21 protein-coding genes and 1 riboswitch are annotated in these 26,381 nt (G+C 35.3%); of the genes, 17 read left to right on the top strand and 4 right to left on the bottom strand.

The window, feature by feature from the left end:
- The first annotated feature begins 216 nt into the window (after positions 1–216).
- The 7 genes from speE (at position 217) to CLOCL_RS17265 (ending at position 6,375) form a co-directional block, all read left to right on the top strand.
- On the top strand, positions 217–1,062 hold the full coding sequence (gene speE, locus CLOCL_RS17295) for a polyamine aminopropyltransferase (protein ID WP_014256533.1): 846 nt from the start codon (positions 217–219) through the stop codon (positions 1,060–1,062).
- 255 nt (positions 1,063–1,317) lie between these two features.
- Complete coding sequence (locus tag CLOCL_RS17290; RefSeq protein WP_014256532.1) at positions 1,318–1,935, top strand: hypothetical protein; 618 nt, start codon at positions 1,318–1,320, stop codon at positions 1,933–1,935.
- Positions 1,936–2,043: 108 nt separating this feature from the next.
- A riboswitch (TPP riboswitch) is annotated at positions 2,044–2,142 on the top strand.
- Between the two features lie 231 nt (positions 2,143–2,373).
- The gene (gene thiM, locus CLOCL_RS17285) at positions 2,374–3,210 is read left to right on the top strand and encodes a hydroxyethylthiazole kinase (RefSeq protein ID WP_014256531.1); all 837 of its coding nucleotides are present in this window, start codon (positions 2,374–2,376) and stop codon (positions 3,208–3,210) included.
- Between the two features lie 135 nt (positions 3,211–3,345).
- Positions 3,346–4,062: a thiamine phosphate synthase gene (locus CLOCL_RS17280; protein ID WP_014256530.1), complete on the top strand. Its 717-nt coding sequence runs from the start codon at positions 3,346–3,348 to the stop codon at positions 4,060–4,062.
- Positions 4,022–4,741: an HAD family hydrolase gene (locus CLOCL_RS17275; protein WP_245532811.1), complete on the top strand. Its 720-nt coding sequence runs from the start codon at positions 4,022–4,024 to the stop codon at positions 4,739–4,741. Before CLOCL_RS17280 ends, CLOCL_RS17275 begins: the two co-directional genes overlap by 41 nt.
- Positions 4,742–4,837: 96 nt before the next feature.
- Positions 4,838–5,632 carry a bifunctional hydroxymethylpyrimidine kinase/phosphomethylpyrimidine kinase gene (gene thiD / locus CLOCL_RS17270; RefSeq protein ID WP_014256528.1) on the top strand — a complete coding sequence of 265 codons (795 nt, stop codon included), beginning with the start codon at positions 4,838–4,840 and terminating at the stop codon, positions 5,630–5,632.
- 74 nt (positions 5,633–5,706) lie between these two features.
- Positions 5,707–6,375, top strand: a complete 669-nt coding sequence (locus CLOCL_RS17265) for a Dph6-related ATP pyrophosphatase (protein WP_014256527.1) — start codon at positions 5,707–5,709, stop codon at positions 6,373–6,375.
- A gap of 135 nt (positions 6,376–6,510) precedes the next feature.
- Here the strand turns inward: CLOCL_RS17265 and CLOCL_RS17260 are convergent, their stop codons facing one another.
- Positions 6,511–7,317, bottom strand: coding sequence for a glycosyltransferase family 8 protein (locus CLOCL_RS17260; protein WP_014256526.1), 807 nt, complete (start codon positions 7,315–7,317; stop codon positions 6,511–6,513).
- Positions 7,318–7,741: 424 nt separating this feature from the next.
- Between CLOCL_RS17260 and CLOCL_RS17255 the strand changes: the two genes are divergently transcribed.
- The 3 genes from CLOCL_RS17255 (at position 7,742) to CLOCL_RS17245 (ending at position 10,924) form a co-directional block, all read left to right on the top strand.
- A complete protein-coding gene (locus CLOCL_RS17255) occupies positions 7,742–8,731 on the top strand; it encodes a hypothetical protein (RefSeq protein WP_014256525.1) in 990 nt (329 codons plus the stop codon).
- Between the two features lie 204 nt (positions 8,732–8,935).
- Complete coding sequence (locus CLOCL_RS17250) at positions 8,936–9,349, top strand: EamA family transporter (RefSeq protein WP_014256524.1); 414 nt, start codon at positions 8,936–8,938, stop codon at positions 9,347–9,349.
- 51 nt (positions 9,350–9,400) lie between these two features.
- Positions 9,401–10,924 (top strand): hypothetical protein, encoded by a 1,524-nt coding sequence (locus CLOCL_RS17245; protein ID WP_014256523.1) that lies wholly within the window; start codon positions 9,401–9,403, stop codon positions 10,922–10,924.
- 215 nt (positions 10,925–11,139) lie between these two features.
- Here the strand turns inward: CLOCL_RS17245 and CLOCL_RS17240 are convergent, their stop codons facing one another.
- On the bottom strand, positions 11,140–11,328 hold the full coding sequence (locus tag CLOCL_RS17240) for a DUF6485 family protein (protein WP_014256522.1): 189 nt from the start codon (positions 11,326–11,328) through the stop codon (positions 11,140–11,142).
- 232 nt (positions 11,329–11,560) lie between these two features.
- On the opposite strand from CLOCL_RS17240, the gene CLOCL_RS17235 reads away from it, so the two are divergent.
- The 3 genes from CLOCL_RS17235 (at position 11,561) to CLOCL_RS17225 (ending at position 15,196) form a co-directional block, all read left to right on the top strand.
- The gene (locus CLOCL_RS17235) at positions 11,561–13,111 is read left to right on the top strand and encodes an IS1182 family transposase (protein ID WP_014254181.1); all 1,551 of its coding nucleotides are present in this window, start codon (positions 11,561–11,563) and stop codon (positions 13,109–13,111) included.
- Positions 13,112–13,515: 404 nt separating this feature from the next.
- Complete coding sequence (locus tag CLOCL_RS17230; protein ID WP_014256521.1) at positions 13,516–14,046, top strand: GNAT family N-acetyltransferase; 531 nt, start codon at positions 13,516–13,518, stop codon at positions 14,044–14,046.
- A gap of 91 nt (positions 14,047–14,137) precedes the next feature.
- A complete protein-coding gene (locus tag CLOCL_RS17225; protein WP_014256520.1) occupies positions 14,138–15,196 on the top strand; it encodes a hypothetical protein in 1,059 nt (352 codons plus the stop codon).
- A 496-nt stretch (positions 15,197–15,692) separates the two neighbouring features.
- Here the strand turns inward: CLOCL_RS17225 and CLOCL_RS17220 are convergent, their stop codons facing one another.
- A complete protein-coding gene (locus CLOCL_RS17220; protein WP_014254024.1) occupies positions 15,693–16,982 on the bottom strand; it encodes an IS110 family RNA-guided transposase in 1,290 nt (429 codons plus the stop codon).
- Between the two features lie 420 nt (positions 16,983–17,402).
- Between CLOCL_RS17220 and CLOCL_RS21305 the strand changes: the two genes are divergently transcribed.
- A complete protein-coding gene (locus CLOCL_RS21305) occupies positions 17,403–19,769 on the top strand; it encodes a M56 family metallopeptidase (RefSeq protein ID WP_014256519.1) in 2,367 nt (788 codons plus the stop codon).
- Positions 19,770–19,809: 40 nt separating this feature from the next.
- On the opposite strand, the gene CLOCL_RS17210 is transcribed toward CLOCL_RS21305, so the two are convergent.
- Complete coding sequence (locus CLOCL_RS17210; protein WP_052306615.1) at positions 19,810–21,303, bottom strand: IS1182 family transposase; 1,494 nt, start codon at positions 21,301–21,303, stop codon at positions 19,810–19,812.
- A gap of 81 nt (positions 21,304–21,384) precedes the next feature.
- Between CLOCL_RS17210 and CLOCL_RS17205 the strand changes: the two genes are divergently transcribed.
- The 3 genes from CLOCL_RS17205 to CLOCL_RS17195 all read left to right on the top strand — a co-directional run bounded on the left by CLOCL_RS17205 (position 21,385) and on the right by CLOCL_RS17195 (position 26,372).
- The gene (locus tag CLOCL_RS17205; protein WP_014253712.1) at positions 21,385–22,455 is read left to right on the top strand and encodes an IS30 family transposase; all 1,071 of its coding nucleotides are present in this window, start codon (positions 21,385–21,387) and stop codon (positions 22,453–22,455) included.
- Between the two features lie 1,116 nt (positions 22,456–23,571).
- Positions 23,572–25,530: a methyl-accepting chemotaxis protein gene (locus tag CLOCL_RS17200; RefSeq protein WP_014256517.1), complete on the top strand. Its 1,959-nt coding sequence runs from the start codon at positions 23,572–23,574 to the stop codon at positions 25,528–25,530.
- Positions 25,531–25,715: 185 nt separating this feature from the next.
- Positions 25,716–26,372: a flavodoxin family protein gene (locus CLOCL_RS17195; protein WP_014256516.1), complete on the top strand. Its 657-nt coding sequence runs from the start codon at positions 25,716–25,718 to the stop codon at positions 26,370–26,372.
- The last annotated feature ends 9 nt before the right edge of the window (positions 26,373–26,381 follow it).

Below are 26,381 nucleotides of genomic sequence, written 5' to 3'. Positions count from 1 at the left end.
GGTGATAAAAAATGACAGCAATTGGCTGCGGAAGTTTTCGGTGCCGATAGCTGCTTTTTTATTGTTAACGGTAAAAAGCAGTATTTAAGGCTATGAGAATATCAGCCCATAAAACGGGCGAAAAAATATTTATATAATACATATAAGACAAGCATAGCCTATTCATAGGCCTAAAGATATAGAGCTGAGAAATATTTTGTTTTGGAGGGGGATAATATGGATTTATGGTTTACTGAATATCATACAGAAAATGCTCGATTTTCCTTTAAGATTGATAAACAGGTAGTAAGTCTAAAAAGTGAGTTTCAGCGTATAGATGTGTTTGATTCCTATGATTTCGGCAGGGTATTAGTGCTTGATGGATTCATAATGCTCACTGAAAAGGATGAGTTTATATACCATGAGATGATGACGCATTTGCCTATGGCTGTAAACCCTGAAATTCATGATGTTCTTGTTATTGGTGCAGGCGATGGAGGAGCGGTAAGAGAGCTTACAAGATATGATTCAATAAAACGAATTGATATGGTGGAGATAGATAAACTTGTAGTTGACGTTTGCAGGGAGTATTTGCCACAAACTTCATGTAAGCTTGATGATCCGCGGGTACATATATACTTTGAGGATGGTATAAAATTCGTTAAAGAGAAAAATAATGAATATGACTTGATAATAGTTGACTCAACGGATCCTTTTGGACCGGGAGAAAGTCTGTTTACCGAGGAGTTTTACAGAAATTGCTTCAAAGCATTAAAATCAACCGGTATTATGGTAAATCAGCACGAAAGTCCTTATTATCCAAATGATGCCTTGGCTATGCAAGATGCTCATAAAAAAATAAAATCGGTTTTTCCAGTAGCTTTGGTTTACCAGGCACATATACCAACTTATCCTTCGGGTCATTGGCTCTTTGGATTTGCTTCTAAAGGTCTTGATCCTGTTGCTGATTTAAGTACAAGCTGGGATTCTCTTGGCTTGAAGACTAAATATTACAATACTGATTTACACAAGGGTTGCTTTGCTTTACCCAATTATGTGAAAGAACTTTTGAGAAATGCTTGAATAAAATTTTTTAATATTGATATGTTCTGTATGATATTTTTGACAATTATTAAAGAGAAAAGTAAATCTGTTATACTCTGGTGTGTATAAACAAAAACATGTCCAGAGTGTTTTTTTTGTGTTAAAATATACTTGAAATTGTTGGAGTGAGTTGATAAAAGCAAGGTAAAATGTTTTAAAATACAAATTTATTATTTATAGTGAATTACATACAAATTTAATAACTATCTTTCGCTTAACATAGGGGGCGATATTGTGAAAGGTATATTAAGCATTGATTTCGATTATTTTATTGATGCTTCATCACAGGATAGAGATTTATATTTTCCGGATGGAAGTGATGAAATACCTAACAATAAGCTGGAATCCATGTGGGAAGAAAGATATAAAAGATATCCGCAGCTTAAAAAAATAGGGGTAATTGAACAGTTCAATTTTTTAAAAAGGTTCTTAATGGGATTGAACCTACCTGATAAAAATTTTATAAAGGCTGATAGTCATAAATATATAAAAAGTTTTATTGATAAGTTCCCAAAAAATTTAAAGTTAAAGATAATAAATATTGACTTCCATCATGACTGTTATCACTATTATAAAGGCAGTGACTATTGCAACTGTGGCAACTGGTTGAGAAGAGTAATTGAAGAACGGCCTGATACAAAAGTAAAATGGGTAAGACGAAAAGATTCTCAAATCTACTGCCTGGAAGGAGTAGTTCCATTTGAACATACCGAGGATATAAAATCGATTTATAATGAAAAATTTGATTATGTTTTTATCTGTAAAAGTCCCGAATGGAGCCCGCCTCATTTAAATAACAAGTTTGAAGAATTGGTTTCTTCCGTATCCAAAAAACTGTTATTAATTTCATAAGAATATAAACAAGGTTCAATCCGGTGTTTTAATAAATGATTACCGATATTTTTGCAAAACTTTATTGGAACTTGACACTAAAGAGCATAAATGGTAATGTATAAACTAAATAAATTGTGGGGGAACTCGTTTGAGTTGAGAAGGTAAAACCTAACCCTTTGAACCTGTCAGTTAATACTGGTGTAGGGAAGCAATTTATTATCTAAAATAATTTTATTATTATGAATAATAATTTTATTTAGACATAATAAAAAAAGCGCTTTCCTTACAACAGGAAGGTGCTTTTTTTTGCTTAAAACCCGGTATATAGGGAAAATACATAGGAGTTGAAAAGACAAACTTGACCTAATGACTATAAAAACAGTGCTAGTGATTTGGAATCAAAGGGATATTGTATAAATCTAGGTAGGAAATTTTTTATGAAAGGAAAAGTATATTATGATTAACAGTGGGGAGATTAAAAAACAGATAATTCAGGCAGTTGAAACTGTTAAACGGACAAAACCGATGGCAGGATCCATTACCAATACGGTAACAATTAATTTTGTAGCTAACGCACAACTGGCTGTTGGGGGCTCAGCCGCCATGGTTTATTTACCCGATGAGGGCGAATTTTTGGCAAAAGCCGGCGGGGCTACATATATAAACGTTGGAACACTTCTGCCGATTTATGAGCAAACTTTGCCCCATACTGCAAAAGTATTGCACGAAACAGGAAAACCATGGGTGTTGGATCCGGTGGCTGTAGGCATTGGATCCCTTAGGACCAAGCTTTTAGAGCAGTTTAGAGAGTATAAACCTACAGTTATCAGAGGTAATGCATCTGAAATTCTGGCATTGGCAGGTCTATGGGGGTTGGATGGCGGAACGAAAAAGTCTAATGTTCGAGGTGTTGATTCAACAGATTCTGTGAGTTCTGCAAAGGATGCAGCTATAGCGTTGGCCAGATATACAGGAGGGGCTGTTGCGGTATCAGGAGAAACAGATCTAATAACAGACGGGTCTGTTATAGTGTTATCCTATGGAGGATCACATTTTATGGAGAAAATTACCGGTGCAGGATGTTCATTAGGTGGAGTTATTGCTGTATATGCAACGGCTGCTTCGCCGTTTATTGCGGCACTTACCGGTACTGCGGTGTACAACTTGGCAGCAACCCGTGCTGAAAAAAAGGCGGATGGTCCCGGAAGTTTTCAGGTTCAGTTCCTTGACGAACTGTATAAAGCCAGTGCGGAGGATATTGCCAATAATCCGTTTGAAATTATTGAGATTTAATTGATGCTGCCTATATAGGTGTAATGGTTGAAGTTGGGGATAAAATCGCTAACTTAATCCATTCTGAAAGCTAATGCAGGCCATGGACTGTAATAAATAAATCATGGAATTTACGATATTTTGGGAGTGAAAACAATGAGTATGAGGAAAAAATTGGATATATCGGCTTACCTGGTTGTAGGACCCGAAAATACAAAAGGCCGTCCTGTAGTGTCAATAATTAAAGATGCAGTTGAAGCCGGATTTACATGTGTACAAATCCGTTCGAAAGTTGCATCGGCCAGAGAACTCATTCAACTGACCCAACAGGCATCGGAGGCAATAGCCCAAATCGGTAAATCCGATGAAGTAACGCTGCTGGTAAACGATCGCCTTGATGTTGTTCTGGCTGCCAGAAAGCAGGGGATAAAAGTCGATGGAATCCACGTCGGACAGTCGGATATTCCGGTGGATGTATGCAGAGAATATTTGGGACAAGATTCAGTTATCGGTTTATCGGCAAGAACGCATGAAATGTTTGAGTATATCAAAACAGCGGATGTTTCCCAGATTGATTACTTTGGTGTCGGTCCTGTACATGAAACGATGACAAAGCCGGACTGCGGACTTGATTTGGATGGAAAAGTAGTGACCAGAAGTTTTGATGAAATTTCAGAACTTGTCAGGTTTAGCAAGATTCCTGTTGTGGTAGGTGGCGGAGTTAAGCTTGCTGATATACCACCCCTTGCCCAAACCGGAGCTGCTGGTTTCTTTGTTGTGTCTGCTGTTTCGGAGGCAGATAATCCAAAACAGGCTGCTGCTGAACTTGTAAATGCCTGGAAACAATATGCAGGTATTATACAGAAAGATTAATCTAATTACAGGTGAGGATATGATTAAGGGGGTTATTTTTGATATAGACGGGGTTATACTGGACTCCATGCCAGTATGGGATAAAGCCGGAGAAATGTTTTTGCTCAATTTAGGCATACAGCCGGAAGAGGGACTTGCTGAAACCTTGTTTTGCATGAGTATGTCGGAAGGCGCTAAATATTTAAAAGAAAGATACCGTTTGGATATGAATGAGGATGAGATTATAAATGGTGTCAATGAAACCATTAAAGATTTTTATGCTCATCAGGTTCAGTTAAAGGAAGGTGTAGATCAGTTTCTAAGTGGTATAAGGCAGCATGGGATTAAAATAGTGGCGGCAACATCCTGTGACAGGCCGGTTTTTGAAAGAGCACTGGAAAGGCTAAATGTAATAAGGTATTTTGACAGAATATTTACGTCCACAGAAATAGGTGCCGGTAAAGTAAAACCGGATATTTATATCGCTGCAGCAGAGCATATGGGAACGTTGCCGGATGAGACATGGGTTTTTGAAGATGCACTGTATGCAATTAAGACGGTAAAAAACGCCGGATTTAAGACAGTAGGCGTTTACGATGATTCAAGCAAAGCCGACTGGGAGGAGATTAAGAAGATTAGTGACCTTTATTTCATCAAGTTGGACGATGTTTATACCTTTTTGGAAAAAGTTTCAACTTAGAGTATTTTAAAGCGATAAGATATACTTTTTATTGTTATCTATCTTTATATTAAGATTAGTGTTTATAAAAATTATAAGTTTAGCGGGGAGAAGAAAATGAAAAAAGTATTGACTATAGCAGGAAGTGATTCCAGCGGGGGCGCTGGAATTCAAGCAGATATAAAAACAATGACAGCAAACGGTGTATATGGCATGAGTGCGGTTACTGCACTTACTGCACAGAATACAACCGGTGTAACAGGAATTATGGAAGTTACTCCAGAATTTTTGGGTATGCAGTTGGACAGTGTCTTTACCGACATTTATCCGGATGCAGTTAAAATTGGCATGGTTTCATCGGTCAAGTTAATTGAAACCATATCTGAGAGGCTGAAATTTTATAATGCAAGAAACATAGTTGTGGATCCTGTAATGATTTCTACAAGCGGTTCGAAACTACTTCAGGATGATGCAATTGAGACATTGAAAAACAGTTTGTTCCCTCAAGCTATATTACTGACACCAAATATTCCGGAAGCGTCTGTTTTATCGGGAATATCCATTGAAAATGAAGATGATATGATTAAAGCGGCTGAGATTATCGGAAATCAATTCGGATGCGCCGTTCTTTGCAAAGGAGGGCACAGAGTAAGCGATGCCAATGATTTATTGTACTGTAATAACAAGTACAAGTGGTTTATTGGGGAGAAGATTAACAATGAAAATACCCATGGAACCGGATGCACTTTATCCAGTGCTATAGCCTGCGGACTGGCAAAAGGATGGGATTTGGAGACGTCAATTCAAGAGGCGAAGGCTTATGTATCAGGAGCTTTAAAGGCAATGCTTGACTTAGGAAAAGGAAGCGGTCCGCTTAATCATATGTGGAATATTTATAAAGAGGAAAATTGAAAGTTAAATGGCTGTAAGCCTTTGCAAGTGTAATACATAAGAAATAATAATTTGATTAAAAAGGAGATAAATAAGTGGTTAGTACATTTTACGGAAAGAAATTTGTGGCATCCTACAGTGGAGGCAAAGATAGCATTCTTGCAATTTACAGAGCTATAAAATTGGGAATGAAACCGGTTTCACTTATTATAACATATAATATGGACATGGAACGATCCTGGTTCCATGGAATTCCTGATGATTTGTTGAAAGATGTTTCAGCTTCACTGGGTATTCCTATTAAATTAATTAAGACTTCCGGAAAAGATTATGCGGCAAATTTTGAAAAGGAACTTAGGGAACAGAAGGAAAATGGTGCTGAGATTTGTGTGTTCGGTGATATCGATATTGAAGAACATTTGCAGTGGTGTACTGCACGTTGCGATGCTGCAGGCATTGAAGCCTTTTTCCCACTTTGGAAAGAGGAACGAAGGGCATTGGTGGATGAATTTATTGAAAGCGGATTTACTGCAAATATAATTGTCGTAGATACAGATAGACTGAGTGAAAAGCACCTTGGAATGACATTGTCGCCGGATACGATTGCTTCCATTATTTCAGAAGGTGCAGATGCCTGCGGAGAAAATGGCGAATACCATACGTTTGTATCAAATGGCCCGCTATTCAGAACGCCGGTTTCTTTCCGTTATGGAGAAATTGTCAGAAAAGAGCACTATGCCATTCTGCCCATTAAGAAGATTTAATTTGAAGCTGAATTGTTTTATTAAATGAGCAATTCTTATGCAAGTGGTTATTTGAGTAATTACAGATAGGTGTAAAGATTAAAATAATATTTGGTAAGACCTGTTGGTTTATAGGAATGCTTTTAGATAATTTTGCTATGATATTGCTTTCTTTTCGTAATGTTTGTACAAAGAGTAAAACTTTCCGCTGTAACCTTTTTGCCAGGGCTTTTTTTTGCCGCAAAAGTGGAGAATTACTGTGTTCGTCATGACATAGTCCATATCACATGCGTTATTTGTTATAATCTTATAGTAATTATAATATCTGGTGTCATAATTATATAGCTTCTCATCCAAGCATTTTATTTGTTTGGAATAAAGTGTGTTGAGAATATCCTGATCAGGCAGTATAAGCTTTGCACGATTTTTTTCAACAAAAGAATAGATGACTTCTTCATCTACAAGTTTTCTTTGCAGTTCCAGATTCATAAGTAATACGCCTGAATTGAAATAGGCATCGATTTTGTATGGATATAAGCGGATTCGGTTAATTTTTTTTACTGCCAATATATTGTGAAAAGCTGCTGCATAAAGGTACCCATCAAGTTCAGTTTCGTATAGTTCACGAATAGGATTAATCACTAAAATATCAGGATCCAAGTAGAGAATTCGATCCATATTTTTGGGCAAGAATTTATAAGCCAATAACCTATAATACATTTCTTTTGTATAATGTAATATTACAGGTGCATTTTGAAAATAACTGTCAGCTATTTTTATTACAGACAGTTTTTGATTATAACTATTTACAAAACGTTCAATATCAGCAATTTCATTGTCTTTGATGCTCGAATGCATAAGATAGATATGGAAATTTTCAGCCGGATTATTTGTAAATAGCGAAAAAAGCATCACTTTTAGCGGTTGTATGTATTTTGAATCCAAAGTTACCAGCAGATTCATTTTGGATTTATCACCTTCATTAGAATTTTGCATAATATTTTCTATATTGAAAGAAGCTTATCCGATACTCTCGGAGCCTTTTATTATATTTTATGATTAATTTTTAACTGATAATAAATTAAAAATCTGATACAGGAAGCATAAATAAAAAACATATTAGTTAACAGAATACTTATAAATTCTGTTTCAAATGATATGTATAGGTACAATTTTAGACATATTTATTATAGAGAAAATTTAACAATATTTCAATTCAAGCTTGATTTATATCAGCTATTTTAATCTTTTCTTCATGGTTATGGTAATTATAAGCGTGTAAAATATACTGTCTAATAATTGGAAGCAGCTAATGAAAGAACAGTTCATACCTCTTTTGCATTTTGGGTATTCTAAAATAAGAATTGAAGAAAGGGGTATGAGTTGAATGAATAAAAAAATTTGTATATTTGTTTCATTTATGTTTCTTTTGTGTTTTATGCTTACAGCCTGCAGGCTCAGTAGTGAAACACCGGAACAAGCGGTTACCAATGCTTTAAATGCTATTAAAAATTTTGATAAAAAGACAGCTCAAAAATATTTAGCTTCTGATGAAATATTTAATAAAGATTCAGAAGATAGTGATTTGATAAAAGATGAAGAGAATTTAAAACTCTTAGTTAACAAATTGAACTTCAAAGTATTATCTTCTGCTCAAGAAGGGAATATTGCCACTGTAAAAACTGAAATTACCAATATAGATATGGCTGCAATTATGGGTGAATATTTCCAAAAGGCATTATCACTTGCTTTTGAAAACGCATTTGCAGGAGAAAATGCAAAGAGTGAAGAGGAGATGAATAAACAAGCACAGCAAATTTTTTTAGATTTAATAAAAAGAGAGGACAATAAAATTAGAGTATCGACTATTGATATTAAATTATCTAAAAATGAGAACAGTTGGAAGATAGATGCCAATGAAGAATTTCAGAATGCAGTATTAGGCGGTTTATCCAATGCTATAGAAGAAATGAGAAATGGCTTTAGCAGCAGTGACACCCCTGAGGATAAATTAAGAGAAATAAGAAATTTTATTACTACTGATATATGGAACGACGGTTTTTGTGATATAAGTTTTTACGTAACAACCGGAAAGAGCAGTACAGGAAGTACAATGGATATTGACTTTACATTGGAACGATTGGCCGATGCAATGGTCAAAAAAGCAGAATATGACACTTTCATAAATAGTTTGGAGGGTGAAAAATTTACAAAAATAAAGCAGGTATGGAGCAAACTTTCTCCTGAAATTGATAGATTATATGCTCAAGTTAAGGAGAAGAAACCGACAGCAAAGGATACAAGCTATAATTTTGATACCGGCCTGTTTGAACAATATAGGGATGCCTTTTCCGATGAAATAGATAACTTGAAATAGAACAGGGGGTGGTTCTTTGTTCTAAGAAAAAACAGATTGATATGCAAAATTAAAATAAATTTGAGACGATATATAACAATATGTACAATACAGTTTAACATTAACACCTTCTATTGCGTATCGGGTTGATAGTTAGAACCAATTGGTATATTATAGATAAATAATAGCTTTGAAAAATATATAAAAAAGTAGAGGTAATGTTATATGTGGATATTATTTGCAATACTGTCTGCAATTTTTGCAGCGCTTACCACTATATTGGCTAAGATAGGCATAGAGGGTGTAAACTCACATCTTGCAACTGCAATAAGGACGGTTGTTGTAGTAGTTATGGCATGGGTAATGGTATTTCTGACCCGTGCGCAGAGCGGTTTGCCTGAAATCAGCAAAAGGAGTTGGATATTCCTTATTTTATCCGGACTTGCAACCGGTGCGTCGTGGCTGTGTTATTACAGAGCTTTACAGACAGGAGAGGCGTCGAAGGTTGTGCCGATTGATAAAATGAGTGTAGTTATAACACTGATTTTTGCATTTATTTTTTTGCATGAAAAATTTACCGTAAAGTCTTTATTAGGATGTATCTTAATTACGGCAGGTACTTTGGTTATGGTGTTATGATAAGCATTGTAAATGGAGAGATAAAGCGATTTTTATGGGGGTGTTTCTTAAATGAGTGAGCAAAGTATATACAGCGTAATTTGTGAGAGTATTAATTCGGAGGGGAAGCTTCCACATAATTTTTGGCTTCCCTTTAATGAAACTCCCCCAAATAAGTTAAGCTTTATGCCCGGTGCAAAGGATGGAATAGAAATATTTCACATGAATTTAAAAAATCCGGATAAAGTCGTAAAGAAGATAGTTAAACTCTTAAAAGATGAATGGAAAAAGAACAGCAGCAAGTCTCAAGGTAAAATATCAGAACTTCTACAAAACTACGGTACTTTGTCAATTATCGATTCTGTTCTTGAATCTATTCGAGAAAGCTCTAAAGATATCAATATTGCGAATATGTTTGAATATGCTTGTCAACTGGCTTTTAATACTAGTGATGAGGAATTGGTCAAATTAGGTATTGGATTACTGGGTTTGCTTGATTTGAGCAATGAACAGGATACCGTTGACAAGCTTCTTAAACTTGCATTATACGAAGAATTCACACTTTATGTAGTTGTAGCGGTTTTAAACTACCAAAATGGTAACGATATTTTGTTCAGGATTGCACAAAAAGTTGACGGATGGGGAAAAATTCATACGGTTATGCGTTTAGAACCTGCGACTGATGAGATTCGCGAATGGATTTTACGCAAGGGTTGTGCCAATGCAATTGTGGACGCTTATCTTGGACTGGAGTGTGCCAATAAAGGTGATTTGATAGGTGCACTGCGTGGTAATTCCATAGATGATGAACTTTTTGAAGGTATCAGTATTATTATTGATGCTCTGTTAGATGAGGGTCCGGCTGACGGAATAAGTGTTTATGAACATGCTGAAGAAGCATTACAGCGCTATTTGTCCATTGCATCTGAACGCACGTTAACAATAATACAATTTTGGCGTATTCTAAATTTAAAGCAGTGGCTGGAAGATGCGCAATTAGCTAACAGAGATGAACTGATAAAGATGTGTGATGGCATTGTATGTAGAGATTCGTGGCAAAATATGATTTTAGAGATTCTAAAAAATCCGGATGATAGCAATTTCCGCTATGCAACCGATATAGCCAGGAAACTGAATATGAATGTATCGGAACTGATTTTTAATGCGGTTAAGAAAGAACCGGTTAAACATTTTGGTTATCTTTATCTGGTTTATAAGAATCCTAGATATGCTAAGGAATTGACAAAAATATATGAAAATATCTTGCCGCTTGACGATATGGCGACAGGGATGGGAGATTTTCTTTTTGCAAAGAATTTTTCACAAGAACATAATTGCCTTGATTTTGTACTTCAGGAATTAAAAAATTATCCTCAACTGGGTGAAAAATTGGTAAAGACTGCACTTAAATCACCTGTGGTCAGAGAACGAAACGGTGCATGTAGAGTTTTGGAAGAATGGTGCAAAAAGCTAAATCAGAATCTGCAGAATATATCGCCCGATTTGTTTTCATTACTGAAGGAAATAGAAAAGATAGAAGTTAATGCTGATACCAAGGAGAAAATGAAAAATTTGCTAAAAAATAAGTGGCTCTAATTAAAAATTTTTAATTTGGTTTAGGTTTGCATTTTAGGCAACTTTAAAATATGTAAGATAAAACATAAAGACCTGGGAACATGAAGTTCGTGATACCTAGGCCTTTAAAGTTTCTAAGTTTAGCTAATTCGGTAAAAAATAAGAGCTTCAATTAAATGCTGTAAGAAATTGTACAGCATTTCTATTGGGATTGAGTTGTTGATAATTATATTTAACTATTTATTTTTATAATCTTTGTAGAGATTGTCAATTGATCTGTCATAAGTCTTTTCGCCGGACTTGGAAAAGAAGCATCCCGGAACTTCTCCACTTCTGCGGTGATATGCAACGCATTCACAACATTTGCCATGACGAGAACATGAGGTATATGTACAAGTGCAATTGATAGTATTGTTACAAGCCATTTCAAACCCTCCAGAATATAAAAATATAACATAATCATTATATTAAAAAGCAAACCCTATTTCAACATAAAACAGTAAAACAGTTAAAACAGGGGACGGTTCGAAACCACTGAAAAACACCAAATAAAAAATGTAAAACATTCAATATATTTCAACAAATATATAGTAAAAAACCTCCTTCAATGGTATAATGGAATCACGCAAAACCAACACCACAAAGGAGGTTTTTTAAATGCTAAAAGATAAAAATAATCAATTAAGCATCTATTCAATATTATACAATAAAATTCCAGAAAATCATATACTTAAATTAATAAATAATGCAATTGATTTTAGTTTTATTAATAAACTACTCGAAAAGTCCTATTGTAAATATTATGGCAGACCTGCAAAAGAACCTGAACTTATGTTAAGGCTTTTAATTCTTCAATATTTGTACAACTTATCCGATGAACGTGTAATCGAGGAAGCTTCATTAAATCTGGCTTACTTATGGTTTCTTGGAATTAATCCTGAAGAAGAACTTCCCCATCCGAGTTTACTGGCAAAATTCAGAGTTCACAGGCTACAGGAAGTTACAATGGATGAAATAATAACGGAAGTAGTAAAACAGTGTGTAGAAAAAAATATAATTAAGTCTGGTGGAATTAGTATTGATTGTACACACACTCATGCCAATACTGTAAAAAAAGTACCCGAGAGGATATTAAAACATATTGCCAAAAAGATATTTAAAAATTTAGAAAAAGAGGCAGGAGAGATACCGGAAGAAATCAATACAAATATTCCAAACTATAAGGAAATAGCAGATCATAGAGAAGCAAAAGCGACAATGAAGGCTTATGTGGAAGAAGTCATTGCGCAGGTTGAAGAAAAAATTGAAGGGGAAAAACATACGAAAACATACAAAGTTATAGAAAAAGCCCGTGAGATATTAGAAGACCCAAAATTTATAGAACAAAAGAGTATAAGGTCATTAGTAGACCAGGATGCAAGAGTAGGATATAAATCGAAAACAGAAAGTTTTTTTGGATATAAAACAGAGTATGCAATGACGACAAAAGAAAGGATAATAACGGCAGTAAGGGTATATAACGGTGCATACGTTGACGGTACAGGATTTGAAGAATTAATTGATTTGACAAAGGATAGCGGAATAGAAATAAAAGAGGTATATGGGGATAAAGCATATTTCAGGAAGCCAATTTTAGATGTAATAAAAGAAAACGGTGCTGAAGCGTACATACCGATTAGTGAAATGGTATACAAAATAGATGAGAGTAAATATGCGTATAATAAGGATTCGGACCAATGGTTTTGTGATTATGGGAATTATACCGTAGAGAAGCAGAGAAAGATAAGAAAAAGAGACGGTCGAGAATCATGGAAATATAAGTTTGATGTAGAAGGATGTCAAAAATGTCCAAAGAAAGATCAATGCTTCAAAATAGGGAAATCAAATACTCTAGAAATAAGTGTAAATATACCTGAATATTATGAATACAGCCAAAGAGCAAAAACGAAGGAATTTATAGAAAAATATAAAGAACGAGCAAGTCAAGAGTGGAAAAATGGAGAGATGAAGAGATTTCATGGATTAAGCCGTGCCCGAGGGTACGGCTTAAGAAGCATGTCAATGCAATCAAAATTAACAGCATTGGCAGTAAATTTAAAGAGGATAGCCCAACTGGTATCCTCTTTAAGTAAAAATAATCATTATTTTTTGCTTTTGAAAATTAGAATTAAATGTTTTCGGCTGTATAAAACTGTAAAAGTGGCTTAAAAAACCCTACTTTTTCAGTGGTTTCGGACGGTTCTTTGTTCTAAATAAAAGACAGATTAATACGAAAAATTTATTTCAGAAATGGTAAATAGTGCTGATATAAAAAGAAGTCTGGTGAATAAAACAAAGATAAAGGAAATTAATCAAAAACAGTCTTGGAATATAAACAGGATTATGATAATTTGGTAAATATAATAAAGTGAAAGAAGATACCAGTTATATGCCAAAGATACGGTTTGTGCGATAGGGTACTTAATGCAGTTAGTTAAGAAATTGAAAAAATATTTGGGATGCTTCTTAAGAATGAAAAAAGACTTTGCCTGGTAAGTCATAAAATCTCAAACGCATGACACTTCAACCTGAGGAGGAAAACATAGTTGATTTGAATAGAGGGGGGCAATGGGGTGAACATAACTACAAGTATTGATGGACTTGTTATTAGATCTTTTAGAATAGAGGATGCTGAATCTTACAGTAAATATGCAAACAACTATAACATCTGGCGATTCTTAAGAGATGAATTTGCACATCCTTTTACTCTTGCTCATGCAAAAGAATACATTGAGAAGATTTGTCTTCCGAATGAATCATCTTACTTTGCTATAGATTATCAGGGAACTGCAATTGGTGATATTCACATAGTAAAGCAAACTGATATACTAAGATTATCCGGATTTCTTGGCTTTTGGCTTGCTGAGGAATTTTGGGGCAAAGGCATCATGACGGAAGCTGTAAAAGCAGTAACAAAGTATGCATTTGAAAAACTTGATTTAATCAGGATCTTTGCACGGGTCTTTTCTAACAATTCAGCTTCAATACGTGTATTAGAAAAAGCGGGATATGAGCTGGAAGGACGATTTAAAAATGCGATTGTCAAGGAAGGAATAATTCTTGATCAGTTACAATATGCAATCTTGAAACCATTAGAGAAATGACTTAATAACAAAGGGCTTATCTGTAGAGATTTAATATATTCGAAAGGACAATTAATTATATACCACACTTATAAGAAGAGGGGCGTTATTCATGGGAAGACCCTATGTAGACGTAAAACGTAATAATATAAGTGATGTGCTGCTAAAGCATCTTAATGATAGGTTGCCGGAATTTATATCTCTTCCGGGTGTTGTCGGCATTACACTAAACGGAGGACTTTCAAGAGGTTTTGCTGACCACTTATCGGAAATAGATATTACTATATTTTTGGAGCCTGATACGTATAAATACTGGCAAGAAAATAAAACACCCATTACGCTGGGGATAGTTGTATTAGATGGAGTCCTTTATGATATAAAGGTATTGGATTTTGAAAGGGAAAAAGAAAAGAAGTATGGTGAAGTAGAGCTTTGGGATTTATCCTATTCAAAAATATTATATGACCCACATAACAAAATAGCTGAGATGTATGAGAATAAGCTATCGAACAAACTTGATGTATCAAGGTCTCAGAGCTATTTATTCGGTGCATGGTGGAGTTATAAACTTGCCGGAGATATATGGATAAGCAGAGATGATGCTTTACAAGGGCACTTTACGCTGAATGAATCGATTCCTTTATTGTTGAAAGCGCTTTATGCTGCAAATAATGAGTACATTCCCCATGAAAAGTGGATTATACATATGAGCAGAACTCTTGAATGGAAGCCAATTGACTGGGAAGAAAGACTTGGCCGCGCGATGTCTACAGGAGATTTGTCCATTAACAGCCTTATAGACAGACAGAACTGTATTGAGAAGTTATGGCTTGAAATAGATAATTACATTAGAGAAACCTATTATCCTGATTTGAGACTTAAAGTCATGCAAAAATCTTTCTATGAACTCATGCAGCTATTGGTTCAAAATCAAACTGTTTCGGTGAGTGAATGGAATAAAAAGTCGAGTATAGCAATATTAAATGGAGAACCTTTTTATAGGGTGACAGAAATTAAAAATGGCTATATTATCTTGAATATGGAAAAGCTGCTCGGCTTGTCGGCAAATGATATGTATTATTGGCATTACGAAATTGTAAAGGATATAGTTGATAATTTGGATATGTCAAAAACAAATAAGGATTTGCCGTCTGCGGGAACTTCTGAGTAATAGGATATTCTTTATGGATATATCAAAGATATCAGACATCCTCATTGTATTAAGAGTAGTTACTTATTTACATATGAGGGTGTTTTTGTGTTTTGCACAAAAATTAGAGATCTTGTTGACAGTTCTTGTCTAATGAGATAAACTAAAATTGGTTTAATACATTAGACCAAAGGCGATTTTATATAGTACAGATTAAAATATATGACAGCTGATGATACAGATTTGTGAGTATTGCAGGGAATACTATGATTTTTAAAACCCCGAATTAAAAAAATTAAAGCGAGACAGATGATATTAAAAAGATATAAATAGACATTAAAAGAAAGACCAGCTAATTAAAGTCAAGAGTTTATAATAAAAATTTTGAGAAATTTTTTTAGGCTCCTGACGTTAATGAAACGCATGACAACAAGACCACTTAGGTGAGGTAGACATAAAATAGCTGGTCTAAAATAGCAAGTTGCTCTTTGAAAACTGAACATCAAGTACAGTACTATCAAGCTGCTGTATGCTTTGCTGCAAGCATTTGAGCGTGTTCCTGGGGACTGCGTAACTGGTAAGGTTTCCTATCCCTTAGAACAGCAAAGATGATACAAACAAGCTTGCGCATAACAGCTCCCAAAGCTACTTTCTTAGGCTTACTCTGGCATTTTTGTTGGTAGAACTCCAGCAGCACAGGGTTGCAAGCTGTCTTATCCCGCTTGGTACGGATATTAGCAAGAGCAATTGTGAAAAGCACCCTGCGAAGCAGCCTTGAACCTCTCTTAGACATCTTGTTCCGTGTGCCGGTAAACTCTCCGGACTGCATGACAGAGGGGTCAACGCCGAAATAAGCAACCAGCTTGCCTGGCTTTTTAAAGGCTGAAAAGTCTCCAATCTCCGCAAGAATAGTAGCAGCAGAGAGAAGGCCTATACCTGGCAGGCTCTGCAAAAGTTCAAGCGTCAATGCCAGCATGGGCATATCCTTCGCCATATCTTCAGCAATCAGTAGACGAATGGACTTAAGGACTTTCTCCAGGCTTTCTTCCAAGGTTTTGATCATGGAGATATATACGCCCAGCATAATAACATTTGAGGCATTATGAATGCTCAGAGGTGCAAAATCTCTGGCCTTGGAGACCAGAAGCTCATACTTGGCAGTTGACCATTTGAGACTTTTGCGGGATTTCTTCTGAATCAGTGAAATCAGCTTGTTCCTGTCAGCCTTAAGAATATGGGCAGGAGTAGGATACTCCTCCAGGACAGCCATAGCAGCCTTTGAAAATATATTGGAGAAGACATCCTTGAAGTTAAGCATGAGTTGGTCAACAATACCGGTAAGCCTGTTTTTGTAGGCGGTAAGCTCATCACTCAGTTTGTAGTACTGGCGACATAGGCTCCTTAGGCACTCAATATCCTCATTGGGGATGTTGGTTGACTTAAGTTCCTGAAATCTATAGAGTAGGGCAATTTTCCGGGCATCCACTTTATCATTTTTCACTTTTCTGATTCCAATATTTTTGATAGAATCAGTTTGGATGGGGTTTGTTACCGAAACCTCAAATCCAGCTTTACAAAGTGAATGGAAAAGGATTTTGTGATAGTGCCCGGTGGATTCCATGACTATGAAAGGCCTTGAAGCAAAATCTTTTTCCGTTTTATTAAGCAATTCAACGGCTCTTTCAACGTCGGTATTGGAATCATGGTGAATCTTCATGCGGGCAACCACTTCATTGGTAGGAGAAAGAATCGCCATTTCACTGAAGAACTTACCCACATCAATTCCTGCAATGGGTCTGAAATTCATTAAAATGCCTCCTTTTTAAGATTAATGGACTTAAAAGCCTCCATTCCTTCCCATGTAAGCAAACAACCTTGCATGTGACACGAGGAACCAGCCAAAGAGCTGGCCTCAACCAGCCAAATCATGTAGACTTACCGGAATGGATAAATACTCTTTCTTACGGGTAATCGGCCCGCTAAGGTCCGTCCCAGGAGGTGAAACACTCACCTTCCAAGTCCGGAAGATATTATACATGATTGTCAAGGTTCAGGCCAACAGTTGCTGGCAAAATGGCTAAGATGTGAAGCCGGATGATGTGCTTGATGTTTAGAAAAGAATGAAGTTTGAAGTGTTATGTTAACAATGAATTTTAATGGGTCGAACAGTGGCTTCGGTCACTGATTTAATACAATATTAATTGTACAAGTGAAGGTGGAGTATAATATGCTTGAAAATATATTTTTGACAATAATTAATATGAGTACAGCAGCGTCAATTGCTGCTGTTATAATAATTTTGCTGAGGATGCTGATTGGAAGAAAAATTCCCAAAACTTTTCATTATGCTGCATGGGGAATAGTGCTAATACGCCTTCTGGTTCCATTTTCAGTTCCGACCAGCTTCAGTTTATTTAATTTTATACCGTCAAATGGTGGCGAGATACGCCAACAAATAAATATGACCGGGTATGAAGTGGAAAGAGTATCACGGAATGAAATTGCCATTGATGGGACAAGAGTGTTCCATAGGGATGCAAATGCTAGTGGAGAAATTGATGACCGAGTTAATGTTATAGACGATGAAACAGACAATGAAACTGTTACTGACAGTACACTGCCACAAAACGGGAGGATTACTTCGGACAATAATATAAATAAACAAAGAATAGTTTCCGTTATTGCTTACATATGGCTGGTAATTTTTTTGATATTGATAGTCTTTGGCATATATGCGTATCTGAAAACATGCAGGAGGCTTAAGACAGCGGTTCTTTTTAATGACAACGGATTGGTTAATGAATGCAGCAGCAAACTCAACTTTAAACGGAAAATAAAAATTTACACTTCTGAAAAAATTAATACGCCTGTTGTAGCTGGAATTATTAATGTGCGGATAATTATTCCTGCTTTCCTTGTTAATAAAAGTGACAGTAACCATTTGAAATATGTGATTATCCATGAACTGGTTCACATAAAGCGTTATGACAATATTACCAAACTGTTGGCGTTTTTTGTATTATGCATTCATTGGTTCAATCCATTAATATGGATAAGCTTTTTATTATCCCAAAAAGATATGGAAATGTCTTGCGATATCAAGGTTTTATCAGCATATAAAAGCGATATACGAAGCGATTATGCAAATTCCCTCTTAAACATTGCAGCAAAGCAGAATGCGCTGATTCATGGCGGACTTCTTGCATTCGGAGAAAGCAGTATCAGGGATAGAATTAAGGGAATTATGAAGTTTAAAAAGAGCGGGAGGCTAATAAAAATTATTGCAACTTTTATGCTTGTTGCTCTTGGTTTTATACTTTTAACAAACAGGCAGACGGATGATACCGATAGAGGCAAATCAGCGGTAGCCGACAATACATATTTGAATGAACAGCAAGAGTTCAATAATGAAAAGGATGAATTTAGTGAGTTGAAAGCCTATGCTAAAGTCATGGAAGATCTTTTGGCAAACAGCAATTTTCAATATATGACGGAAGGACAAATGGAAGAAGTTTTAAATACATTGCCTGAGATTGTACGGGATAATTACCGTGGTATTGGACGAATAGAGAGCAGCGGCAGCGGATATATTCTGCTTAAATGTAAGAAAGGTGCAAAGGGTTTGCCGGAAGGTACGAGAATTTATGAGGTGACTTCAATAAGCACAAAGCTAAGCCAAAAAGTTCTGGAAGATTCCCAGGGAGACGAAATTTGCCGTTTTCCTACAGGTATGTATGTTAACTATTACAACAATAAAGATATTTTCTTCATTGCGGTGGGAGAAAAGTCCGCAAATATGAGCCAGATTATGCAGATTGAAGTGTTTCAGCTTTCAGGACTGGATGAGTACATTCGATATGCAAAACAGGCAAAAGAGAGAGGTTCGTTTATATTCAATTCCGAAATATATCCGCGAATTGCAGTATCCATAATGATTGATGGTATTAGTCCCATTGAATATGTTCAAATTGCAGAAACTTTTGCTAAAGATATGAAAGAAAAACTTTACAACCTTGAGAAAATAGAGTGTGACACTAATACCCTTGTGCGCACGGGCATAGAAGTCCAATTTGACGAGGATGATGAAAACTTCTATGAATTATGCCTGCTATCGGACGGGACAAAGGTTATTCACAAACATAAAGAAAACGGTAGAGTGATTATTGATCATGATATATATGACAGTATTATGAATATAGTCAAAGCCAAAACAGCATGGGAATGGGTTGAACTGTCTGAAATACATGACATAGTTCGGGCAGAGATGAGGATGAAATTAGGCAGAAATTCAGAGGAACAGGTACAGGTTGTTGAAGATGCCCAAAATCTAAAGGAACTTGAGAATATGTTCTCAAATGCCAAATATTGTGACTTAACGGGATGTCCCTTTACTGCTAAAATTTTACTTACCCGAAGGGATGGAAAGATAATTGCATTGCAGATAGCCACAGATAGTTGTGATACTATGATTCTTGGTACCTCTGCTGCGTATGACTATGGGCCGGAACCCAGAGGCCCGGGAGTGGAAGGAACTGTTAACCGGCAGGAAGTACTAAAAAGGATCTTCGACAAGATTAATTGGGAAAGAACATAGAACAAGGGACGGTTCGAAACCACTGAAAAAGTAGGGTTTTTTAAGCCACTTTTACAGTTTTATACAGCCGAAAACATTTAATTCTAATTTTCAAAAGCAAAAAATAATGATTATTTTTACTTAAAGAGGATACCAGTTGGGCTATCCTCTTTAAATTTACTGCCAATGCTGTTAATTTTGATTGCATTGACATGCTTCTTAAGCCGTACCCTCGGGCACGGCTTAATCCATGAAATCTCTTCATCTCTCCATTTTTCCACTCTTGACTTGCTCGTTCTTTATATTTTTCTATAAATTCCTTCGTTTTTGCTCTTTGGCTGTATTCATAATATTCAGGTATATTTACACTTATTTCTAGAGTATTTGATTTCCCTATTTTGAAGCATTGATCTTTCTTTGGACATTTTTGACATCCTTCTACATCAAACTTATATTTCCATGATTCTCGACCGTCTCTTTTTCTTATCTTTCTCTGCTTCTCTACGGTATAATTCCCATAATCACAAAACCATTGGTCCGAATCCTTATTATACGCATATTTACTCTCATCTATTTTGTATACCATTTCACTAATCGGTATGTACGCTTCGGCACCGTTTTCTTTTATTACATCTAAAATTGGCTTCCTGAAATATGCTTTATCCCCATATACCTCTTTTATTTCTATTCCGCTATCCTTTGTCAAATCAATTAATTCTTCAAATCCTGTACCGTCAACGTATGCACCGTTATATACCCTTACTGCCGTTATTATCCTTTCTTTTGTCGTCATTGCATACTCTGTTTTATATCCAAAAAAACTTTCTGTTTTCGATTTATATCCTACTCTTGCATCCTGGTCTACTAATGACCTTATACTCTTTTGTTCTATAAATTTTGGGTCTTCTAATATCTCACGGGCTTTTTCTATAACTTTGCATGTTTTCGTATGTTTTTCCCCTTCAATTTTTTCTTCAACCTGCGCAATTACTTCTTCCACATAAGCCTTCATTGTCGCTTTTGCTTCTCTATGATCTGCTATTTCTTTATAGTTTGGAATATTTGTATTGATTTCTTCCGGTATCTCTCCTGCCTCTTTTTCTAAATTTTTAAATATCTTTTTGGCAATATGTTTTAATATCCTCTCGGGTACTTTTTTTACAGTATTGGCATGAGTGTGTGTACAATCAATACTAATTCCACCAGACTTAATTATATTTTTTTCTACACACTGTTTTACTACTTCCGTTATTATTTCATCCATTGTAACTTCCTGTAGCCTGTGAACTCTGAATTTTGCCAGTAAACTCGGATGGGGAAGTTCTTCTTCAGGATTAATTCCAAGAAACCATAAGTAAGCCAGATTTAATGAAGCTTCCTCGATTACACGTTCATCGGATAAGTTGTACAAATATTGAAGAATTAAAAGCCTTAACATAAGTTCAGGTTCTTTTGCAGGTCTGCCATAATATTTACAATAGGACTTTTCGAGTAGTTTATTAATAAAACTAAAATCAATTGGGTTAATTGTAAAATTAAATGCAACAGGTAAAATGTAGTAAAAAAATTAACAACCATAGTGAGAAATCATGTATGATTTAGGTGTCCAATCCAAACATACAGGAGGTTCTCAACTATGGTTATCAAAACTAATAATAACACAACTAAACGTAAATTTAAACACCTAAATGTTTATGAACGTGGACAAATTGAAGCTTTCATTAAGGAAGGGAAATCACAACGCTATATTGCTAAAATGCTAGGTCGTTCACCAAGTACGATCAGTCGTGAGATTAAAAGAGGTACAACGATTCAAATGAGGCATGATTTAACGACGTATAGAAAGTATTTTGCTGAAAGTGGGCAGATAGCTTATGAAAAAAATCGTTTGAATTGCGGTGCAAAGTGTAAATTAGCTAGAGTTGAAGATTTCATAAAATTTGCAGAAGAAAAAATACTATATGAAAAATGGTCACCAGATGCCGTAGTTGGCTCATGTATAGTGAATTCTAAGTGGATGCATTCTACTATTGTATGTACTAAAACCTTATATAATTATATAGACCAAGGGCTGCTGAAAGTACGAAATATTGATTTAAACCTTAAACTTCGAATAAAACCAAAAGTAAGAAGAGACCGTCAGAATAAACGTATTCTGGGAAAAAGCATCGATCAAAGGCCAGAAGATGTGCAACTACGGCAGACTTTTGGACATTGGGAAATTGCTACAATCATAGGGAGAAAATCTAGCGATACAGTTATTTTAACATTAACAGAACGAAAGACACGCTATGAACTGCTGTTTCTTTTAGAAGCAAGAGATAGTAATGCTGTTAACAAGGCACTTTTGGAACTAAAGAATTTCTATGGAGAACAGTTTTGTAACATATTTCGTACTATTACAGCAGACAATGGTTCAGAATTTAGTAGATTGACAGAAATATTACAACCATTAGGGATAGAAGTATACTATGCACATCCTTATTCCTCATGGGAAAGAGGTACTAATGAACGTCATAATGGTCTTATACGGCGTTTTATACCTAAAGGGAAAGCAATAAGAGATTTTACAGCGACAACAATAAAACGTATACAAGACTGGTTAAATAATCTTCCACGCAAGATATTAGATTATAAAACGCCTGAAGAATGCTTTAATGAAGAGCTGTTTAAAATAGTTAATGATGATACATCAAAAACAGCTTAAGCCCTTCTTTCATGTGAATTATAGAGCTCATTTGAGGGGAGTCAAGGGTAAAGACTTCGTCTTGCCTGACGGCAACCCTTGACATCCCTCTGCATTCGCTCAAATAAATAACCAAGAAGGGCTTAAGGATAATATTGTGGATTTACCACCTAAACAAAAAATGATTTCTACTATAGGTGTTGCATTTAATATTGCAATTTAAAAACTAAAATCAATTGCATTATTTATTAATTTAAGTATATGATTTTCTGGAATTTTATTGTATAATATTGAATAGATGCTTAATTGATTATTTTTATCTTTTAGCATTTAAAAAACCTCCTTTGTGGTGTTGGTTTTGCGTGATTCCATTATACCATTGAAGGAGGTTTTTTACTATATATTTGTTGAAATATATTGAATGTTTTACATTTTTTATTTGGTGTTTTTCAGTGGTTTCGGACGGTTCTTTGTTTTGATTATTTGAATAATCGATCCAGATTGGTTTACTAAATAATGTAAATAGTATAAAGGGTGTATAAATTGTAATATGTATAAGGAAATTGTTCCAGCTGAAATATATCGAATATTGTAATTTCTTAAAATACTCTCAAAAAGGAATTGTGGGAATAAATGGTTTTGATTTTGCCATAGGATTTTATAATAATGTCTTGAAAAATTTTATGTAAAGTCGTAAAATTTATAAGGTAATGTATTGATGTTTTATAATAGGTATCTGTTTTTTACCGCTAAATGTGAAATCTTGGCAATATGTTTTACTTGATCACATTAATTGATAACTATTGATTAAAAAGATTGTCTGCATTTCATATCGTATTTATAAATATACAGCCATAAATGAAATAGCACCTTGAAAATTATATAATATGATGGTAATAGCGTCTATTGTCTTTTTTAGCATGTTCATCTTATCTAATAAAAAATATCAGGGGAATTAAGCGGTTTAGTAAATTAAAGAAATATCTTCTGCCGTATTATGTAATCCTATTAAAATGTTGTACAAGTTTTTGTAATTATTTCTGGTTAAATTCGTTCCACTTCAACACCACAAGTTGTTGCATATATGAGGTGTATAGTTTTTGCAAACGTCGAAAAACTAAACAAGGAGGAGTTAATTTGAAGCTCAAAACACGATTATTTTCAATTCTCTTAATCACCAGCTTAGTTCCGCTATTAATCTTTTCTGCTATATCCATATCTTATTTTGTAGTAACATCCCAAATGGATATATATCAAATTAGTGAGAACAAATTGGAAATTGTTAAATCTGAAATAAATGGATTACTTGAGAAGAATTTTAACACGTTACATATAATTGCAAATCAACCAGCTATTCGTAATTTTGATCTGGACAGTGCGAAAAAGATTCTGGAGGATGCCGCTAAAGTTAATCCTGGTATTGTCATTGCTCTTGATAATACAGAAGGACAACAAGTTGTTAAAAGCAATGATGATGCACTAACCAGTGTTAATGAGAGAGATTTTTATCAGCAAGCCATAAGTGGAAATGAAAAGTATGTATCAGATATTATTTTGGCTAAAACGACAGGAAAACTAATGGTAGTTATTGCTACACCAGTTCGTGATATGGATAATAAGATTGCCGGAGTTCTTCAAATCAACATTCAGCTTGGCCAGCTCAGTGATTTTGTTACAGAGCTTTCAAAGGATGGTTCTACTGTCTATGTTCTTTCAAGAGAAGGTACCGTATTGGCTCATCCCAACATAGAATATGTGCAAAATCAAGAAAATTATGGAATTTTGGAATTTGTACAGACAGGTTTTTCCGGACAAAATGAGACTCTGAAAACAAAAAATATTCATGGAGAAAATATCATTGCCAGCAGTTACTTAAATGATTTGGCAGGTTGGTTGATTGTTGTAGAAACACCTGTTTCAGTGGCTATGGCTTCTACTTATAAGCTCATGCATGTCTTTATTGTCATGTTTGTTATTGCAGCAATTATTACGGGATTGTTGGGCTTGTACTTCTCAAACCGCTTTATTAAACCGTTGATTGACCTGGCTTTCAAAATCCAAACAATTGCAAAAGGGGATTTCAAAGACTTTGATGTTAAAATTAAGTCAAAGAATGAAATTGGGCAACTTTACCATAGTCTTAAGGTGATGAATCAGAATTTAAGGGGACTTATGGAAAATATTCAGACTGTTGCATCATCATTGGCATCCCACTCTATACAATTATCTTCAACAACAGAAGAAACTGCCTTAAGTTTAACACAAGTGGTTAAGACCATTAACGAAATGGCCCAGGGGAACAGTGACCAAGCATTAATGGTTCAAGATACAACCAGTGCCATTGCTAGAGTAAACGATATTGTCACAGATGCCACGACAAGAACAGAAGTTGCGGCAGATAAAGCCAAAGAGTCACTAGAACTTGCCAAAGAAGGTCAGAAGGCTCTTGAACGCCAAAGTCAGAAAATAGAAGAAAATAATAGATATACCAATGCTGTCGGCAAATCAATACACCAGTTGTCAACAATGGCTGATGAGATTCGCAATATTATTGGTGAAATAAACAGTATTGCTGAACAAACAAATCTTCTTGCGCTAAACGCTTCAATTGAAGCTGCTCGTGCAGGTGAAGCCGGAAGGGGTTTTGCTGTTGTTGCAGAGGAAATTCGCAAGCTAGCCGAGCAATCGGGCAGTTCCACTAAAAAAATTGAAGATATTGTAAATGGTATCAATGGCAGAGTGATTGAAACTGTTAATAATATGAATCTGGTTAAAGAAAGCGTTCGTGTCATGGAATCATCGGCTGAAGATACTAAAGAAAGCTTTGACAAGATTTTTGCCTCAATTACTGAACTGGCTGAAATTACCCATATGGTTTCGACAGCATTAGAGGAGATAAATAGTCAGACAAATGAGGTGACTGATCAAGCGGAAAGTATTTCTGCTGTGGTTGAACAGGCATCTGCCAGCATGCAGGAAATCTCAGCATCCTCAGAAGAACAGCTGGCTTCCATTGAAACAATTGCACAATCTTCGGGCCAATTGGGAAAAATGGCCAATGAACTCCTTGAACAACTTAAGAAGTTTATTGTTTAACGACTTTTGAGTAATTTAGCGGATAAACAAACTGAGAGGCAGTTGGATGGTGTTTTCCTTGTTCACCGTTCAACTGCTTCTTGCTTTATATCAATAACTTACTGATTATAGCTTGTATATACTATTATCTGTTAGTTTGTGGTAACATATTGACATAAATATTGAATGAAATGGAGGGATTAAAAATGAAACATATCATTGCAATTAATGCCAGCCCGCGTATAGGTTGGAACACAAGCAAATTGGTAGAGGAAGCTGCAAAAGGTGCAAAGGAAGCTGGTGCAGCTGTGGAGGTTATCGATCTTTATAAGCTGGAGCCTTTTAAAGGATGTATATCCTGCTTTGGCTGTAAGCTCCCCGAGACATTTGGAAAATGTATATCAAAAGACGGTTTATCAGAAGTTCTTGATAAAATTCGAAAGGCAGATGGTTTGATTCTTGGTTCTCCAAATTATCTGGGTAACTTGACAGCAGGATTTAGGGCTTTGTATGAACGGCTTGCTTTTCAGTACATAACCTATAATAAGGAACATATCAATTGTAATGAGCATATGATTCCAGTTTTGCTCATTACTACAAGTAATTGCGATGAAAAAGTTTATGATGAAATTGGCTATACATCAATGTTAGAAAATTATAAACGGACATTGGATAAATTTGTTGGACCTACAAAAATCATGATTTGCGGAAATACTTTGCAGGTAGATGATTACAGCAGATTTAATTGGACTATGTTTGATCCTGTGCAGAAGAAAGCTCACCATGAAGAGGTATTTCCAATTAAATTGAGAGAAGCGTATGAACTTGGAGCAGCACTTGTTCAGTTAGGAGCAAAACTGTAAGAGATATAG

Source organism: Acetivibrio clariflavus DSM 19732, from assembly GCF_000237085.1.
GTDB classification, from domain to species: Bacteria; Bacillota; Clostridia; order Acetivibrionales; family Acetivibrionaceae; genus Acetivibrio; species Acetivibrio clariflavus.
The sequence above is the reverse complement of the archived record's forward strand: the minus strand, read 5'-3'. Positions and strand labels throughout refer to the sequence as shown.

Coding starts and splice junctions, on each gene's coding strand:
- speE (WP_014256533.1), top strand. CDS start 217: ATGGATTTATGGTTTACTGAATATCATACAGAAAATGCTCGATTTTCC.
- thiM (WP_014256531.1), top strand. CDS start 2,374: ATGATTAACAGTGGGGAGATTAAAAAACAGATAATTCAGGCAGTTGAA.
- CLOCL_RS17280 (WP_014256530.1), top strand. CDS start 3,346: ATGAGTATGAGGAAAAAATTGGATATATCGGCTTACCTGGTTGTAGGA.
- CLOCL_RS17275 (WP_245532811.1), top strand. CDS start 4,022: ATGCCTGGAAACAATATGCAGGTATTATACAGAAAGATTAATCTAATT.
- thiD (WP_014256528.1), top strand. CDS start 4,838: ATGAAAAAAGTATTGACTATAGCAGGAAGTGATTCCAGCGGGGGCGCT.
- CLOCL_RS17260 (WP_014256526.1), bottom strand. CDS start 7,317: ATGAATCTGCTGGTAACTTTGGATTCAAAATACATACAACCGCTAAAA.
- CLOCL_RS17255 (WP_014256525.1), top strand. CDS start 7,742: ATGAATAAAAAAATTTGTATATTTGTTTCATTTATGTTTCTTTTGTGT.
- CLOCL_RS17250 (WP_014256524.1), top strand. CDS start 8,936: ATGTGGATATTATTTGCAATACTGTCTGCAATTTTTGCAGCGCTTACC.
- CLOCL_RS17245 (WP_014256523.1), top strand. CDS start 9,401: ATGAGTGAGCAAAGTATATACAGCGTAATTTGTGAGAGTATTAATTCG.
- CLOCL_RS17240 (WP_014256522.1), bottom strand. CDS start 11,328: ATGGCTTGTAACAATACTATCAATTGCACTTGTACATATACCTCATGT.
- CLOCL_RS17235 (WP_014254181.1), top strand. CDS start 11,561: ATGCTAAAAGATAAAAATAATCAATTAAGCATCTATTCAATATTATAC.
- CLOCL_RS17225 (WP_014256520.1), top strand. CDS start 14,138: ATGGGAAGACCCTATGTAGACGTAAAACGTAATAATATAAGTGATGTG.
- CLOCL_RS17220 (WP_014254024.1), bottom strand. CDS start 16,982: ATGAATTTCAGACCCATTGCAGGAATTGATGTGGGTAAGTTCTTCAGT.
- CLOCL_RS21305 (WP_014256519.1), top strand. CDS start 17,403: ATGCTTGAAAATATATTTTTGACAATAATTAATATGAGTACAGCAGCG.
- CLOCL_RS17205 (WP_014253712.1), top strand. CDS start 21,385: ATGGTTATCAAAACTAATAATAACACAACTAAACGTAAATTTAAACAC.
- CLOCL_RS17195 (WP_014256516.1), top strand. CDS start 25,716: ATGAAACATATCATTGCAATTAATGCCAGCCCGCGTATAGGTTGGAAC.